This window comes from Dactylosporangium thailandense (genome assembly GCF_059739745.1).
Genome location: NZ_AP029195.1, coordinates 6,625,567 through 6,639,873 on the forward strand (window position 1 = coordinate 6,625,567; position 14,307 = coordinate 6,639,873).

Annotated in this window: 13 protein-coding genes; 4 read left to right on the forward strand and 9 right to left on the reverse strand. The window is 72.6% G+C overall.

Annotated features, from left to right (window positions below; all coding sequences use genetic code 11):
* Nucleotides 1-12: 12 nt before the first annotated feature.
* From AC6JBM_RS29145 to AC6JBM_RS29155, 3 genes are read left to right on the forward strand one after another with little or no spacing between them, the layout of a single operon-like run.
* The gene (locus tag AC6JBM_RS29145) at nt 13-1,095 is read left to right on the forward strand and encodes a serine/threonine protein phosphatase (RefSeq protein ID WP_497977241.1); all 1,083 of its coding nucleotides are present in this window, start codon (nt 13-15) and stop codon (nt 1,093-1,095) included.
* A gap of 40 nt (nt 1,096-1,135) precedes the next feature.
* Nucleotides 1,136-1,975 (forward strand): ROK family protein, encoded by an 840-nt coding sequence (locus AC6JBM_RS29150; RefSeq protein ID WP_497986546.1) that lies wholly within the window; start codon nt 1,136-1,138, stop codon nt 1,973-1,975.
* A gap of 32 nt (nt 1,976-2,007) precedes the next feature.
* The gene (locus AC6JBM_RS29155) at nt 2,008-4,101 is read left to right on the forward strand and encodes an alpha-galactosidase (RefSeq protein WP_497977242.1); all 2,094 of its coding nucleotides are present in this window, start codon (nt 2,008-2,010) and stop codon (nt 4,099-4,101) included.
* An 81-nt stretch (nt 4,102-4,182) separates the two neighbouring features.
* Here AC6JBM_RS29155 and AC6JBM_RS29160 read toward each other — a convergent pair whose 3' ends face one another.
* The 5 genes from AC6JBM_RS29160 to AC6JBM_RS29180 are packed head-to-tail and all read right to left on the reverse strand — an operon-like array spanning nt 4,183 to nt 9,175.
* Entirely contained in the window at nt 4,183-5,019 is an 837-nt protein-coding gene (locus AC6JBM_RS29160; RefSeq protein ID WP_497977243.1) for a sugar phosphate isomerase/epimerase family protein, read from the reverse strand.
* Nucleotides 5,016-6,122 carry a Gfo/Idh/MocA family protein gene (locus AC6JBM_RS29165; protein ID WP_497977244.1) on the reverse strand — a complete coding sequence of 369 codons (1,107 nt, stop codon included), beginning with the start codon at nt 6,120-6,122 and terminating at the stop codon, nt 5,016-5,018. The genes AC6JBM_RS29160 and AC6JBM_RS29165 overlap by 4 nt, the downstream gene beginning before the upstream one ends.
* Nucleotides 6,119-6,976 carry a carbohydrate ABC transporter permease gene (locus AC6JBM_RS29170; RefSeq protein ID WP_497977245.1) on the reverse strand — a complete coding sequence of 286 codons (858 nt, stop codon included), beginning with the start codon at nt 6,974-6,976 and terminating at the stop codon, nt 6,119-6,121. Before AC6JBM_RS29170 ends, AC6JBM_RS29165 begins: the two co-directional genes overlap by 4 nt.
* Complete coding sequence (locus AC6JBM_RS29175) at nt 6,966-7,838, reverse strand: carbohydrate ABC transporter permease (RefSeq protein WP_497977246.1); 873 nt, start codon at nt 7,836-7,838, stop codon at nt 6,966-6,968. Before AC6JBM_RS29175 ends, AC6JBM_RS29170 begins: the two co-directional genes overlap by 11 nt.
* Nucleotides 7,835-9,175: an ABC transporter substrate-binding protein gene (locus tag AC6JBM_RS29180; protein WP_497977247.1), complete on the reverse strand. Its 1,341-nt coding sequence runs from the start codon at nt 9,173-9,175 to the stop codon at nt 7,835-7,837. The genes AC6JBM_RS29175 and AC6JBM_RS29180 overlap by 4 nt, the downstream gene beginning before the upstream one ends.
* A gap of 137 nt (nt 9,176-9,312) precedes the next feature.
* Between AC6JBM_RS29180 and AC6JBM_RS29185 the strand changes: the two genes are divergently transcribed.
* A complete protein-coding gene (locus tag AC6JBM_RS29185; protein ID WP_497977248.1) occupies nt 9,313-10,338 on the forward strand; it encodes a LacI family DNA-binding transcriptional regulator in 1,026 nt (341 codons plus the stop codon).
* Nucleotides 10,339-11,364: 1,026 nt separating this feature from the next.
* Here AC6JBM_RS29185 and AC6JBM_RS29190 read toward each other — a convergent pair.
* The 4 genes from AC6JBM_RS29190 to AC6JBM_RS29205 form a co-directional block, all read right to left on the reverse strand.
* Nucleotides 11,365-12,204 carry an SAM-dependent methyltransferase gene (locus AC6JBM_RS29190; protein WP_497977249.1) on the reverse strand — a complete coding sequence of 280 codons (840 nt, stop codon included), beginning with the start codon at nt 12,202-12,204 and terminating at the stop codon, nt 11,365-11,367.
* A gap of 77 nt (nt 12,205-12,281) precedes the next feature.
* Complete coding sequence (locus tag AC6JBM_RS29195; RefSeq protein ID WP_497977250.1) at nt 12,282-13,103, reverse strand: ABC transporter permease; 822 nt, start codon at nt 13,101-13,103, stop codon at nt 12,282-12,284.
* Nucleotides 13,063-13,854, reverse strand: coding sequence for an ABC transporter ATP-binding protein (locus AC6JBM_RS29200; protein WP_350609731.1), 792 nt, complete (start codon nt 13,852-13,854; stop codon nt 13,063-13,065). The genes AC6JBM_RS29195 and AC6JBM_RS29200 overlap by 41 nt, the downstream gene beginning before the upstream one ends.
* Entirely contained in the window at nt 13,838-14,305 is a 468-nt protein-coding gene (locus tag AC6JBM_RS29205) for a MarR family winged helix-turn-helix transcriptional regulator (protein ID WP_497977251.1), read from the reverse strand. The genes AC6JBM_RS29200 and AC6JBM_RS29205 overlap by 17 nt, the downstream gene beginning before the upstream one ends.
* Nucleotides 14,306-14,307 lie beyond the last annotated feature (2 nt).

Here is a 14,307-nt window from a genome sequence, read left to right on the forward strand (position 1 = left end):
CACACTGCGACCATGCTCGATGACCGCGCCGCGCGCTTCGACCGGGTCGCGCCCGCCCTCGCCGCGCTCGGCGACGACGAGCTCGCGAGGCTGGTCGCCGGCGCCGTCCCGCACGGCACCGGGATCGGCGGGCGGACCGCCGGGCTGGACGTCGACGGCGTCGCGGTCTTCGTGAAGCAGGTGCCGCTCACCGCGACCGAGCTGGCCGCGCCGCACGACACCGGGAACCTCTTCGGGCTGCCGGGCTTCTATCAGTACGGCGTGGGCTCGGCCGGCTTCGGAGCCTGGCGGGAGCTCACCGCGCACCGGCTCACCACCGCGTGGGTGCGCTCCGGGCGGCAGCCGAACTTCCCGCTGCTGTACCACTGGCGCATCCTGCCCCGTCCCGAGGTCCGGCCCGGCCGCGAGCCCGCCCGTGCCGGTGCAGGTGCCGGTGTGGGTGTGGGTGTGGGTGTGGACGTCGATGAGCGCACCGCCTACTGGGACGGCAGCCCCGCGGTGCGCCGCCGGCTGGAGGAGCTCAACGCGGCCCCGGCCGCGGTCATGCTGTTCCTGGAGCACATCCCGCACGAGCTCGGCCCGTGGCTGCGCGAGCGCATCGACGGCGGCGACCAGCACGCCGGCGTCGAGGTGGCCGCCCGGCTCGCCGCCGCCGTCTGCGCGATGAACGCGGGCGGGCTGTTGCACTTCGACGCGCACATGGGCAACCTGCTCACCGACGGGCGGCTGGTGTACTTCGCCGACTTCGGCCTCGCCCTGCACGCCTCGTTCGCCCGCACGCCCGAGGAGTCCGCGTTCTTCCGCGCGCACGCCGGCTACGACCGGCGCTACAACGCCGGGCACTTCGCGACGTGGCTCGCGTGCGAGCACGGCTGCCCCGGCGACTGGGACCGCGCGCACGACCTGATCGCGCGGGCCGCCGCGGGCGCCCTCCCCGCGGAGCTGGACGACGCGCCCCCGGGCAGCCGGGCGGTGATCCTGCGCCACGCGGGCACCGCCGCCGCCATGCACGACTTCTTCACCGGGCTCGTCGGGGTCTCGAAGCACACGCCGTACCCGTACGCGGAGCCGATCATCGCGAACCGGGTGCGATAACGTTTACGCCGTGCAGGACACCGACTCCCCTTCCCCTCCCGTGCGGGTTCTCGAGATCGGTGGGAGCCATGTGACCGCCGGTAGTGTCGAGGTCGCCGGCCACCGCATCCTCGACCGGCAGCGGCACCCGCTCGACCCGGCCCAGGACGCGCTCACGATCGTCGGCGCGCTGGCGGACGCGGCGAAGCGGCTGCTGCCCGGCCCCGGCGACCGCTGGGCGGTGGCCTTCCCGGGCCCGTTCGACTACGCCGCCGGGGTGTCGCTGCACGAGGGCGTGAGCAAGTTCGACCAGCTGCACGGCGTGAACCTGCGCGAGGCCCTGGCCGCGGCGATCCCGGCCGAGCCGGAGGCGTTCACGTTCGTCAACGACGCCGACGCGTTCCTGCTCGGCGAGTGGGTCGACGGGGCCGCGACCGGCACCCGGCGCAGCGTCGCGATCACGCTCGGCACCGGCATCGGCTCGTCCTGGCTCGCCGACGGGGCCGTGGTCAGCGACGGGCCGGACGTGCCCAAGGACGGCGAGATCCACTTCTGCGACGTCGACGGCGTGAACATCGAGGACCTCGTCTCCGACCGGGCGCTCGTGCGCGGCTACCTGGCCCGCACCGGCGTGACCGTGGACGGCATGCGGGGCCTGGCGGCGCTGGCCCGCGACGGCGACAAGGACGCCCGCGAGGTCGTCGACACCGCGTTCGGCATCCTCGGCCGGCTGCTCACCGAGTGGCTGGACCGCTTCGGCGCCGAGGTCGTGGTCGTGGGCGGCTCGATGACCGGCGCCTGGGACCTCATCGAGCCGGCCCTGCACCTGCCCGTGCCGGCCCGCCCGGTCGCCGACACCGAGCGCTCGGCCCTGCTCGGGGCCGCCTACGCCGGGTCCTGACAAACCGGGCGGTCAGGTGTTACGAACGTCGCATGCCCTTACCGCCCCCGGTTTCCGAAGTCGCACCCGGTGTCTGGGTCCTGCGCACCCCCGGCAGCGCCTACGTCCTCGACGCCGGCGGCGGTGAGGACGTCCCGCTCGCCGTGCACTGGGGCGCGCCCGTCGACGACGCGGCCGCCGTCGCCCTGGCCGCCGTGCCGCACGCGCCGTCGCGCGGCTGGGAGAGCCCGCTCGACGGGCGCGAGGAGTTCCCGTCGGACACCGGCCTGCGCTTCACCGAGCCCGCCCTCGCGCTGCGCTTCCCCGACGACGGCCGGGCCGTGCGCTGGGTTCCGGACGGCGCCGAGGCCGAGGGCACGCGGCTGCGGCTGCGGTACCGCGAGCTGACCCGCCCCGTCCGCCTCACCCTGCACTACCGGGTCTCCCCCGGCCACGACGTGATCGAGCGCTGGGCCGAGCTGGCGACCGACGTGCCGGTGGAGGTGCTGCGGGCCGACAGCGCCGCCTGGTGCGTGCCCGCCCTCGACCGCGCCCGGCTGTCCAGCCTGCACGGCCGGTGGGGCGCCGACAGCCGGCTGCAGCGCACCGACCTGCCCGCCGGGACCGTCCGCCTCGGCAGCCGCCGCACCACCACCAGCCCCATGCACAACCCGTGGGTGGCCCTGGACGACGGCACCGCCACCGAGTCCCACGGCGAGGTCTGGACCGCGGCCCTGGCCTGGTCCGGCACCTGGCGGATCGACGTGCAGCGGCTGCCCGACGGCCGGGTGGTGGCCAACGCCGGCGCCGGTCACGAGGCGCCCGTGGCCCGGCTCGCCGCCGGCGGCGCCTACGCGACCCCGAAGAGCTGCGGGCTGTTCAGCGCCGAGGGCTTCGGCGGGGCCAGCCGGGCCTGGCACGAGTACGTCCGCGCCGCGGTCCTGCCGCACGGCGACGAGCTGCGCCCGGTGCTGTACAACTCGTGGGAGGCGACCGGCTTCCGGCTCGACGAGGCCAACCAGATGGCCCTCGCCGAGCGGGCCGCGGCGCTGGGCTGCGAGCTGTTCGTGATGGACGACGGCTGGTTCGGCGCCCGCGTCGCCGACAACGCCGGCCTCGGCGACTGGCTGCCCAACCCGGCCCGCTTCCCCAACGGCCTCGGGCCGCTCATCGAGCGCGTGCGCGAGCTCGGCATGGCGTTCGGCATCTGGGTCGAGCCCGAGATGGTCAACCCCGACAGCGACCTGTACCGCGCCCACCCCGACTGGGTCTACGCCTCCGACGGCTACCCGCGCCACGAGCTGCGCAACCAGCTCGTCCTCGACGCCGGCCGGCCGGAGGTGGCGGCCTGGCTGCACGACTGGCTCGACACGCTGCTCGCCGAGCACGACATCGCGTTCGTGAAGTGGGACATGAACCGGCCCGTGACCGATCCCGGCCCGTACCGCGACCTGCAGTGGTCCACCCGGCACGCGCGCAACCTCTACGCGGTCCTGGACCGGCTGCGCCGCGACCACCCCGGGGTCCGGTTCGAGTCGTGCGCCTCCGGCGGCGGCCGCGTCGACCTCGGCATCCTGGCCCGCACCGACCAGGTGTGGCCCAGCGACAACACCGACGCGAGCGACCGGCTGCACATCCAGGAGGGGTTCGGCCAGCTGTACCCGGCGCGGGCGATGACCGCCTGGGTGACCGACGCCCCGAACTTCCTCACCGGCAACCGGGTGCCACTCACGTACCGCTTCCACGTGGCCATGGCCGGCGTCCTCGGCATCGGCGGGGACCTGCCGCGGTGGACGGACGAGGAGCTGCGGCTGGCCGCCGATCTCATCGGGCAGTACAAGCGGATCCGCCCGATCGTCCAGCATGGACGGTTGTTCCGGCTGCGCTCCCCGCGCGAGTCCGACGCCCCGGCCCTGGCCTATCTGTCGGCGGCCGGCGACGAGGCGGCCGTGTTCCAGTTCCTCGACGGCCACCGCTACGGCGAGCCCGCCCCACCGGCCCGCCTGCCGTTCCTGCCCGCCGGGGTGTGGGAGGACGCCGACACCGGCACCCGCCACCCGGCGGCCTTCCTGTCCGTCCACGGGCTCGACGCCGGCCTGTTCCGCACCTACGACAGCGCCGTTACCCACCTGCGAAAAATCTCCTGACGCCGGTAAACGGGCAAGGGCGACGCCTACCGGGCCCAGGCGCCGGTGACCGGCCTCGGACCCGGGTGCCGGTGCGGGTGCCTAGATGAGGGACTGCACGTAGGCGAGGTTGTCGCGGGTGCGCTCGCGCAGGGGTACGGCGGTGGAGAAGTCCTCGAGGGTGACCCAGCCGTCGTACCCGTGCTCGCGCAGCGCCCGCAGGTAGGCACCGACGTCGGCCTGGCCCTCGCGGAGGGTGGCCCAGTCCGCCTTCCACGCGACGGTACCGTCGGGCGCGGTCGACACCGCCCGCCAGGCGACGTTCTTCACGTGCACGTGCTGCAGGTAGGGGCCGAGCAGCTGGAACGCGGCCCGGTGGTCCTCGTGGCCCTCGATGACGAGGTTGCCGAGGTCGTGGATGACGCCGACGGCGGCCGGGTCGAGCCCGTCGACGAGCCGCAGCGCGGACGAGGCGGACGCGGCGATCGTCTCGTGGTGCAGCTCGACGAGCACGGTGACGCCGAGCCGGGCCGCCTCGGCGGTCGCCCACTCGAGGTCCTTGCGGGCCCCGGCGAACAGGTCCGGGTAGTCGCCGGTCTTCAGCAGCGGCATGGTGACCCGGACGCGGCCGGCGCCGAGTGTCGCGGTGGCCGCCAGGAGCCGGGCCACGTCGTCGCGTTCGAAGCTGCGCGCGTAGCCGCCGAGGCCCGAGTACGCCAGGCCGGCGCCGCGCGTGACGGTGTGGATGTCGGCGAGGCGATCCTCGAGCCCGGTGAGCGGCCACGTGGCCCGGTTGCCGGCCCAGAAGCCGGGCTCGTCGGTCTCCTCCTGGTCGGTGATGCGCCACTCGATGCCGTCCCAGCCTTGCGCGGCCAGCTCGGTAGCGGCCTCCTGCGGGGTCCAGTCGGGCGTCGAGGCGGTGAAGACCGAGAACTTCACTGGTGTGCTCCCTTGGTGTCGGGCTTGACGTCGTCGTGGGCGCCGTCGAGGACCTCGTCGAAGGAGACGGGCCGGCCCAGCGCGGCGGAGACGTAGACCGCCCGCACCAGGCCGAGGGCGAGCAGCCCGTCCTGAATCCGTACTCCCGGGTCCCGGCCGGTCTCGATGGCCTCGACGATGTCCTCGTACTGGCGCAGGTGCCCGGTCACGAAGCCGTCGGGGGCCTTGGCGGCGCCGTAGAGCTCGGCCGGCGGTACCAGATCGGCGGCCCGCGTCCCGGGATCGCCCGCGGTGTGGAAGGACTCGAGCTGGTCGTCGTGCAGGACCGCGGAGCCCTCGGTGCCGTGCAGCGCGAGGCGGACCGGCAGCCCGGGCCAGGCGCCGGTGGTCGCGTGCAGGACCGCGAGCGCGCCGGAGGCGAACCGGATCGTGGCCGCGGCGAGGTCCTCGACCTCGATGCGCTCGTGGCAGACCAGGGCCGTCTGCGCGTAGACCTCGGCGGGGCGGCCGAGCAGGGCCAGCATCTGGTCCACGAGGTGGATGCCCTGGTTGGCCAGGGCCCCGCCGCCGTCGAACGCCCACGTGCCGCGCCAGTCGGCGGAGTCGTAGTACGCCTGGTCGCGCCACCAGGGCATGGACACGACGGCGGAGGTGATCCGGCCCAGCCGCCCGGCCCGGACGGCGCCGAGCAGCGCGGCGGTCGCGGGGTCGAAGCGGTGCTGGCTGACCACGGAGGCGACCAGCCCGCGGCCGGCCGCCGCCTCGGCCACCTTCGCGAACGCGCGCGCCTTGGCCAGGTCGGTGTCGAGGGGCTTCTCGACGAGCAGGTGCGCGCCGGCCGCCAGGGTCTCCTCGGCGGCGGCGATGTGCAGGCCACTGGGCGTACAGATGGAGACGAGATCGATGTCGTGAGCGGCCAGGGCCTCGGTGAGCGTCAGGTGGACCGACGGGTGCGGGTCGAGCTTCGCGGCCAGGGCCTCGGCGGCCTCGATCCGCGCGTCGACCAGGGCTTTGGTTCGCAGTCGCGGATGGCGGGCGATCGCCTCGGCGTGGTTGGCGCCGATGATGCCGCTGCCGACGATCGCCACATTCAGCTGTGTCATTTCACTCCCCCGGCCGTGAGGCCGCCTACCAGGAACCGTTGGAACGCGAGGTACAACACGACCACGGGCAGCGCGCACACCAGCGCGGAGGCCATCAGCTGCCCGTACAGCGGGATCGCCCCGCCCTCCTGGGTCGCCCCGAACACCTGCAGCGCGACCGCGGCGGTGCGCGTGTCGGCGTTGGTGATGACGGAGGCGAACAGCACGTCGTTCCAGCCGAGCAGGAACGCGAAGATGGCCGAGACGACGAGCCCCGGCCAGCTCAGGGGGATGACGATCGAGCGCAGGATCCGCCAGGAGGAGGCGCCGTCGAGCCGGGCCGCCTCGTCGAGCTCGTGCGGCAGGCCGCGCAGGTAGGTCACCATCACCCAGGTGGAGAACGGCAGCGCGAACGTGAGGTAGGTGACGAACAGCGCCCAGCGGGTGCCGATGACGTCGATGCTGAGGATGCGGGCCAGGTTCGCGAAGAGCACGAACACCGGCAGCAGCATCAGCGTGCCCGGGATGCTCTGCAGGGCGAGCAGCCCGCGCAGGATCAGCCCGCGGCCGAAGAACGTGAAGCGCACGAGCACGTAGGCGGTCGCGACCGAGACGAGGGCCGAGACGACCGCGACGGACCCGGCCACGAGGACGCTGTTGAGCAGGCCGTCGCCGAGCTCGACGGTGTCCCAGATCTCGGCGTAGTTGCCGGGGTGGAAGGCGCTGGGCCAGAAGCCGCCGCGGGCGACGGCGAGGTCGTCGTTGACGCTGGCGAAGAGCATGTAGAGCACCGGGGTCAGCGTCACGGTGAGGAGCCCGGCGATGACCAGGATCTGCAGCCAGCGGGGCAGGAGCCGTTGCACGTCAGTCTTCATCGCGGTTCAGCCTCACCGCTCGCAGGTACACCGACAGCGGGATGGCCACGAGCACCAGGGACAGCACCGCCATCGCCGCGCTGAGGCCGAACTTGAAGTTCTGGAAGCTCTCCACGTAGGTGAGCACGGGCAGCACCTCGACGTCGTGCGGGGCGGGGACGCCGAAGAGGACGTACGGCAGGGTGAAGCTGTTGAGCGTGTGCAGGAACTCGATCACCATGCCGAGCCCGAGCACGCCCCGCAGCTGCGGCAGCACGATCCTCGTCAGCTTCGCCCGGTAGCCGGCGCCGTCCAGCGCCGCGGCCTCGTGCACGTCGTCGGGGATGCCCTGCAGGCCGGACAGCGCCAGCAGGTACAGCAGCGGCCACGAGGTCCAGATCTGCACCAGCACGAGCGCCCAGTAGCTGCGCGGGCCGTTGAGCCACAGGTAGTCGGCGCCGAGCAGGTTCCCCGCGGGGCCGTTGGGCTGCAGGATGGTGCGCCACACCGTGCCGACGACGAAGGCGGGCAGCACGTACGGGATCAGGAAGGCGGAGCGGACCAGTGCCCGGCCCGGGAAACGCTGCTGGGTGGCCAGGGCGGCGGCCAGGCCCAGCGGTACCGCGGCGACCGTCACGATGACCGCGTAGCCCACCGTGACCCAGATCGCGTGCGGCAGGGCGGTCTCGCTCCAGGCCTCGCGGTAGTTGTCCAGCCAGATGTTCGGCGCGTCCGTCCACTGCCGCAGCGTGTACTGGTTCAGGTCCAGGGTGGACACCAGCAGCGCGACCGCCAGCGGCACCAGGATGACCACGACCATGAGCACGCCGCCCGGCGCCAGCATCCACAGTGGACGCTGACGCCGGGAGACGGCCTTGCTCACTTTGCTTCGTCCACGGCGCTCTGGGCGTCCTTCTGAGCCGCGCTGACGAGGGACTTGAGCTTGCCGTCGTCCACCTTGCCGGCCTTGAGGTCGGGGATGGACTGCACGACGACGTTGAGCAGGGCCAGCTGCACCTTGCTCCAGCCGCCGTTGAACGGCGTGCCGGCCGACTTCGACGACGAGTCCACGATCGCCGCGAGGGCCGGGTCGGACTGCAGCTCCTTCGCCGCGGCCGCGTTCGTGGGCAGCTCGCCGAAGGTCTTGTAGTACGTCTTCTGCGCATCGGCGCTGGTGAGCATCTTGACCAGGGCGAGGGCGAGGTCCTTGTTCTTGGAGTACTTCGCCACGACCAGGTTGTCGCCGGAGAGGATGCTGGTCGCGGCCACGCCGTTGCCGGGCTTGGACGTGGCGCCGGGCGGGATCGTGGGCATGACGGCGTACGCGTACTTGCCCGCGACCTGCGACTTGTCCAGCGTCACCTTGGACGTGGCCGAGACCATCGGCAGGAACGCGGCCTTGCCCGCGCCGAACTCGGCGATGGCCTGGGCGTTCTTCCAGCCGACGGCGGCCGGGTCGACGACCTTGTCGGCGGCGAGCCAGCCGAGGTAGGTCTGGTAGGCCTTGACCGTCGCCGGGTCGTCCAGCGATGCCTTCTTGCCGGCCACGAGCGGGTTGCCGGCCTGGACGGACATCGCCCAGATGAACTTCCACGGGTCGAAGCCGTCGGCGTAGGCGACCGCCATGCCGTAGGTGCCGCCGCTCGTGAGCTTCTTCGCCTGCTCGCGCAGCCCGTCCCAGCTGTCGGCGGGCTTGTCGATGCCGGCGGCCTTGAGCAGGTCGGTGTTGTACGCCATCACGAACGGGCGGCTCGTGAACGGGATGCCGACCTGGTGCTGCGCGTCCGGGCCGGAGATGCCGAGCGCGGCGGGGACGAAGTTGTCCTTGCCGCCGACCTTCTGCCAGTCGGCGTCGCCGAGCTCGAGGAAGGCGCCGGTGGCGTAGGCGGTCGGGGTGAAGGTCGTGCCCAGGGAGTACACGTCGGGTCCCTGCCCGGAAACGACCGACGTCTGGATCTTGGTGAGCTCGTCGTTGGCGGACGCGAACGTCTCGAACTTGACCTCGGCGCCGGTCTGGGCCTTGAACGCGGCGCTGGTGTCGGTGAACCACTGCTTCTGCTGCTGCGGGTAGATGGTGTTGGCCTGCACCAGCACGTTGATCGTCTTTCCGGCACCGTCCAGCTTGCCGTCGCCGGTCGCGGTGTCCTTGCTGTCGTTGCCGCACGCCGCGAGCAGGACGGCCGCGGCCAGTCCGACGGACATGAGCTTCATGCGATTCATGGGGGGTGTCCACTCCTCGTCGCTTGCTATGGGGGCGTTTTTTCGAGTGGCGGATCGATGGTTGCGGACGCTATCAACGCTGCTGAAGGGGTGGCAATCGTTTGCCATCTTTTGCCAAATCTGCTTCGCTGTCGGGCATGCCCCGCCCCTCCGGCCGCGACCGCCCCGTGACGATCAACGACATCGCCGCGGCGGCGGGGGTCGCCGCGTCCACGGTCTCGCGCGCCCTGAACAACCCGGGCCGGGTGAACGCCGTGACGCGGGAGCGCATCGAGGCCGCGGCCCGCGAGCTGCGCTACGTCCCCAGCTCCCCCGCGCGCGCCCTGTCCTCGGGCCGGACGCGCGCCATCGCGGTGCTGGTCTCGGACGTGACCAACCCGTTCTACTTCGGCGTGATCCGGGGCACCCAGCAGCAGCTGAAGGCGGCCGGCTACGCCCAGCTGCTGATCGACACCGAGGACTCCGGCGAGCTGGAGGCCGAGATGCTGCACAAGATGCGCCGCTCCCTGGACGGCGCGATCCTGGCCGCGTCCCGCCTCCCGGACCGCGAGCTGGCCCGCCTGGCCGGCGAGATCCCGCTGGTGACGATCAACCGCAACGTGCGCGGCGTCCCGAGCGCGATCATCGACACCCCGGCGGGCATCGGCCAGGCGGCGGAGCACCTGCTCTCCCTGGGCCACCGGGACATCGCCTACGTCTCGGGCCCGCAGCGCTCCTGGCCCAACGAGGCCCGCTGGCACGCCATGCGCGAGGTGGCGGCGCGCCATCGCCTGACCTTCACGCGGGTGGGCCCGTTCCCGTCGGGCCGCGGCTCGGGCCCGGCCGCGGCGGACGCGGTCCTGAACACCGGCGCGACGGCGTGCATCGTCTTCAACGACCTGCTGGCGATCGGCATTCTGCAGCGCCTGCGCGAGCGGCACGTGCGTGTGCCGGAGGACATCAGCGTGGTCGGGTGCGACGACATCTTCGGCGCGGACTTCTGCCATCCACCATTGACGACGTTGACGGCCCCGATCGAGCAGGCCGGTCGCGTGGCGGTGTCGATGCTGCTGTCGCGGCTCGACCGGACCTCGGCTCCTTCACCGACGACTCGCCAGCAGGTCATGCTGCCGGTCCACTTGACCGTGCGCGGCTCAACGGGCCCGGCGGCCGCTCCCGCCTAGCCGCAAATACTGACATTTCGCCCCTTGCGACGAGTCTTGATCGCGGCGGCTGGGCCCCGTGAACGGCACTGCTCGCTCGCCCCCGACGCCGGGCGACGACAACGGCGACGGCTCACATCGCAGCCGTGTGGCGACCGAGGTTGAGCAGCGCGCCCAGGCCTGTGTCAACCGGGCGACGGGCGCGAGCTGCACGGCTGCGGTGCGGGCGGCGGTCGCGGGCTGCGCGTCGCGGGCTGCGCGTCGTGGGCTGCACGTCGTGGGCTGCGGGCCGTGGGCTGCGGGCCGTGGGTCGCGGGCCGTGGGTCGCGGATCGCGAGTCGTGGACCGCGCGGGTCGTGGGCTGCGGGCTGCGGGCTGCGGGCTGCGGGCTGCGGCGATCTTTCGGTGCCAAACAACAGCGAGCGGTCAGGGCCGGCGGCGACCGCGTGCGCCGGGCGCGGGTCCCGGCACGCGCCGAGGCTGGCATCCGACCGCGGCGCACGCTGGTCTGACGCCAGGCCGCAGGTCGCCCCACCGCCCCAGAGCCGCCACCGACCACCGGCCGCTCCGTCGCCCCACCACCCCCGCCGGGCCACGAACCGCGCTCGCCGCCTCACCACCCACGGACCCCGCGCCGCACGTCAACCCACCCACCACGCAGGCCACTTCACCGGGCCAGCGCGGGCCACCCCGCCGCGTCGCCGAGCCACGAGCCTCGCCCGCCGCCGGGCTCAGCACCCCACGATCCACACGCCGCAGGTCGCCCCATCGCCACGCGGGCCACGAGCCGCCGGCCGCGCTATCGCTTCACCGCCCACACCGACAGGCGACGGGCGCCACGGGTCCGTCGCACAACGCCGAGCCACCACAGCCCGCCCGTCCGGCGGACGCTGCAAGCCCAAAAAGTCAGGCCAGCGCAAGAAGAATCAAGGAGCCGCGCGAAACCCCACACACCTGGGACCTGGGTGCCGTTCCGTTCATTTAGACCCTACCACACGCATTCAAACTGATCTCGCTAGCGAACACGATGAGTAAGGTCAAAATTACTTAGGGCTTCCGCGCGACCACGCAGTACATGGCCGTGTCGACCAGTGGTGGACGGTCCTCCTCCGGAATGGGGTTGCGCCAGCCCGTAACCGGAACGATGCCCGGCTCCACGATCTCCAGACCCGTGAAGAACTGCGCCACCTCGTCGAGGCTGCGCGGCATGGCGTCGACCTTCAGGCGGCCCGCCTTGATCTCGCGCAGCGCGTAGTCCCGCGCGGCCGGGTCGTTCAGGTCCGCGGTGCCGTGCGTCATCACCACGTAGCTGCCCGACGGCAGCGCGTCCACCAGGGACCGCACGATCTCGTACGGCTTGTCCTCGTCGAACAGGAAGTGCACGATCGCGATCAGCATCAGCGCGACCGGCTGGTCGAAGTCGAGGGTCTTGCGCAGGCTCTCGTCCGCGAGGATGGTGCCCGGGTCGCGCAGGTCCGCGTCGATGTACGCCGTCTTGCCCTCCGGCGTGCTCGTCAGCAGCGCCCGGGCGTGCGTCAGCACGATCGGGTCGTTGTCGACGTAGACGATCCGCGAGTCCGGGGCGACGCTCTGCGCCACCTCGTGGGTGTTGTTCGCGGTCGGGATGCCGGTGCCGATGTCGAGGAACTGCCGGATGTTCGCCTCGCCGGCCAGGAAGCGCACCGCGCGTTGCAGAAAGTAGCGGTTCTCCAGGGCAGTGGTGCGGATCGCCGGGTAGACCCGCGCGATCGCCTCGCCGGACTCGCGGTCGGCGGCGAAGTTGTCCTTGCCGCCCAGCCAATAGTTGTACCGCCGGGCGGGGTGTGCCGCGGTCGTGTCGATCCGGTCCGACCAGCCGGCCTGCTCGTCGCCGACGCCATCTGCCATGAGTACGCATCGTAGGCCATCACCGGCTTGCCGTGACAGCGCGTGGAGATCACCCTTTTGTGACACGGGGGCAAATGTCAACGAGTCAGGCGCCCGAGGATCGCCGAGGCCGCGAACACCGCGACCGCCACCGCGCCGACCAGCACGCCGAAGTCCAGCAGGAGGCGGGCGGGGGTGCCGATGAGCAGGCCCCGCAGCGCGTCGACCTCGTAGCTGAGCGGGTTCACGTGGTTGAGCACCCGCAGCCAGCCGGGCATCGCCGAGACCGGGTAGAGCGCGTTGGACGCGAAGAACAGGGGCATCATGATCGCCTGGCCGATGCCCATCATCCGGTCCCGCTTCAGGACCAGGCCCGCCAGGGTGATCGACAGGCAGCAGAAGAACGCCGAGCCGAGCAGCAGCACCACCGCGGTGCCGAGGAGCTTCAGCGGGTTGCCGGTCAGGGACACGCCCAGGATCGCGGCCAGCACGAGCACCACCACAGCCTGGACGAGCGCGCGGATGCCGGCCGCGAACGCCTTGCCCGTGACCAGGGCGGCCCGCGGCGTCGGGGTCACCATGAGCTTGGCCAGGACGCCGGCGTCGCGCTCCCAGATGATGTGGATGCCGTAGAAGATCGACACGAACAGGGCCGACTGGGCCAGGATGCCCGGGGCGAGGAAGTCGAGGTACGGCAGCCCGCCCGTGGGGATGGCGCGCAGGTGGGTGAACGTCTGGCCGAAGATGATCAGCCACAGGGCGGGCTGGATGGCCCGGGTGATCACCTCGGTGCGGTCGCGGCGCAGCTTCTGCAGCTCGACCAGGCACATCGCGGCGATCCGGGTCGCGAGGACCCGCACCGGGTTCGTGCGCCCGGCGTCAGCCGAGACGGCGTGCGGTGCGGCGAGTCGCACGGACATCGCTGAACCCCCCTGCGTCCAGATCATCTCCGGTGTACTGCCTGAAAACGTCGTCCAGCGAGTCCCCGTCGGCGGAGGCGATCAGCTCCGCGGGCGAGCCGAGCGCCCGGATCCGGCCGCGGTGCATGAGCGCGACCCGGTCGCAGAACTCCTCGGCCTCCTCCATGTAGTGCGTGGTCACGAGCACGGTCATGCCGGTCTCGGCCCGCACCTGGGTGATGCGCTCCCACACGCCGGCCCGGGCGACGGGGTCGAGGCCGATCGTGGGCTCGTCGAGCACGAGCAGCCGCGGCGCGCTGACGAGGGCCTGGGCGAGCTCGAGGCGGCGGATCATGCCGCCGGAGTAGGTGCCGGCCGGGCGGTCCGCGGCCTCGGCCAGGCCCATCGCCTCGATCGCGGCGTCAGCGCGGGCCCGGCGCTCGGCTCGCGGTACGTCGAACAGCCGCGCGAACAGGGCGACGTTCTCGCGCCCGCTGAGCCCGGCGTCGGCCGAGAGCGCCTGCGGGACGTAGCCGATGAGCCGCCGCACCGCCATCCGGTTGCGGCGCACGTCGAGCCCGAAGACCTCGGCGCGGCCGGCCTGTGGGGGCAGCAGCGTGGTGAGCACCCGGATCGTGGTCGTCTTCCCGGCGCCGTTCGGGCCGAGGAGCCCGAAGATCTCGGCCGGCTGGACGCTCAGCGAGAGGTCGTCGACGGCCAGGGTCTCCTTGAAGCGGTGCCGCAGTCCCTCGATCTCAACGGCCGGGTTCATGGGCACTCCCCTGCTCGGCGAGGACGAAGGCCAGGCGGCTCAGGGCCGGCACCGCCGCCGTCAGGGCCAGCCGCTCGTCCTCGTCGAGGTCGTCCAGCGCCGTGGCGAGCAGCGAGATCCGGGCCTCGCGCCAGGCGTTGAGCCGGGCGGCCGCGGCGTCGGTGAGAAAGAGCCGCACCGAGCGGCGGTCGGCCGGGTCCTGCTCGCGGCGCAGCAGCCCGGCCTCGGTGAGGTGGTTGACCAGGGTGCTGACCGAGTTCCCGGCGAGGTGGAGCTGCGCGGCCGCGGCCGAGACGCCGGTGCCCGGCGCGGACTCGACCAGCCGCAGCAGCTCGACCTGGCTGCCGGTCAGCGCGGGGACCGCGAGGCCGGCCCGCAGGCGGCGGCGCAGCACCCGGCGCACGCCGTTGAGCTGCGACGCCAGCGCATCGGCCAGCCCTTCACGATCCACTC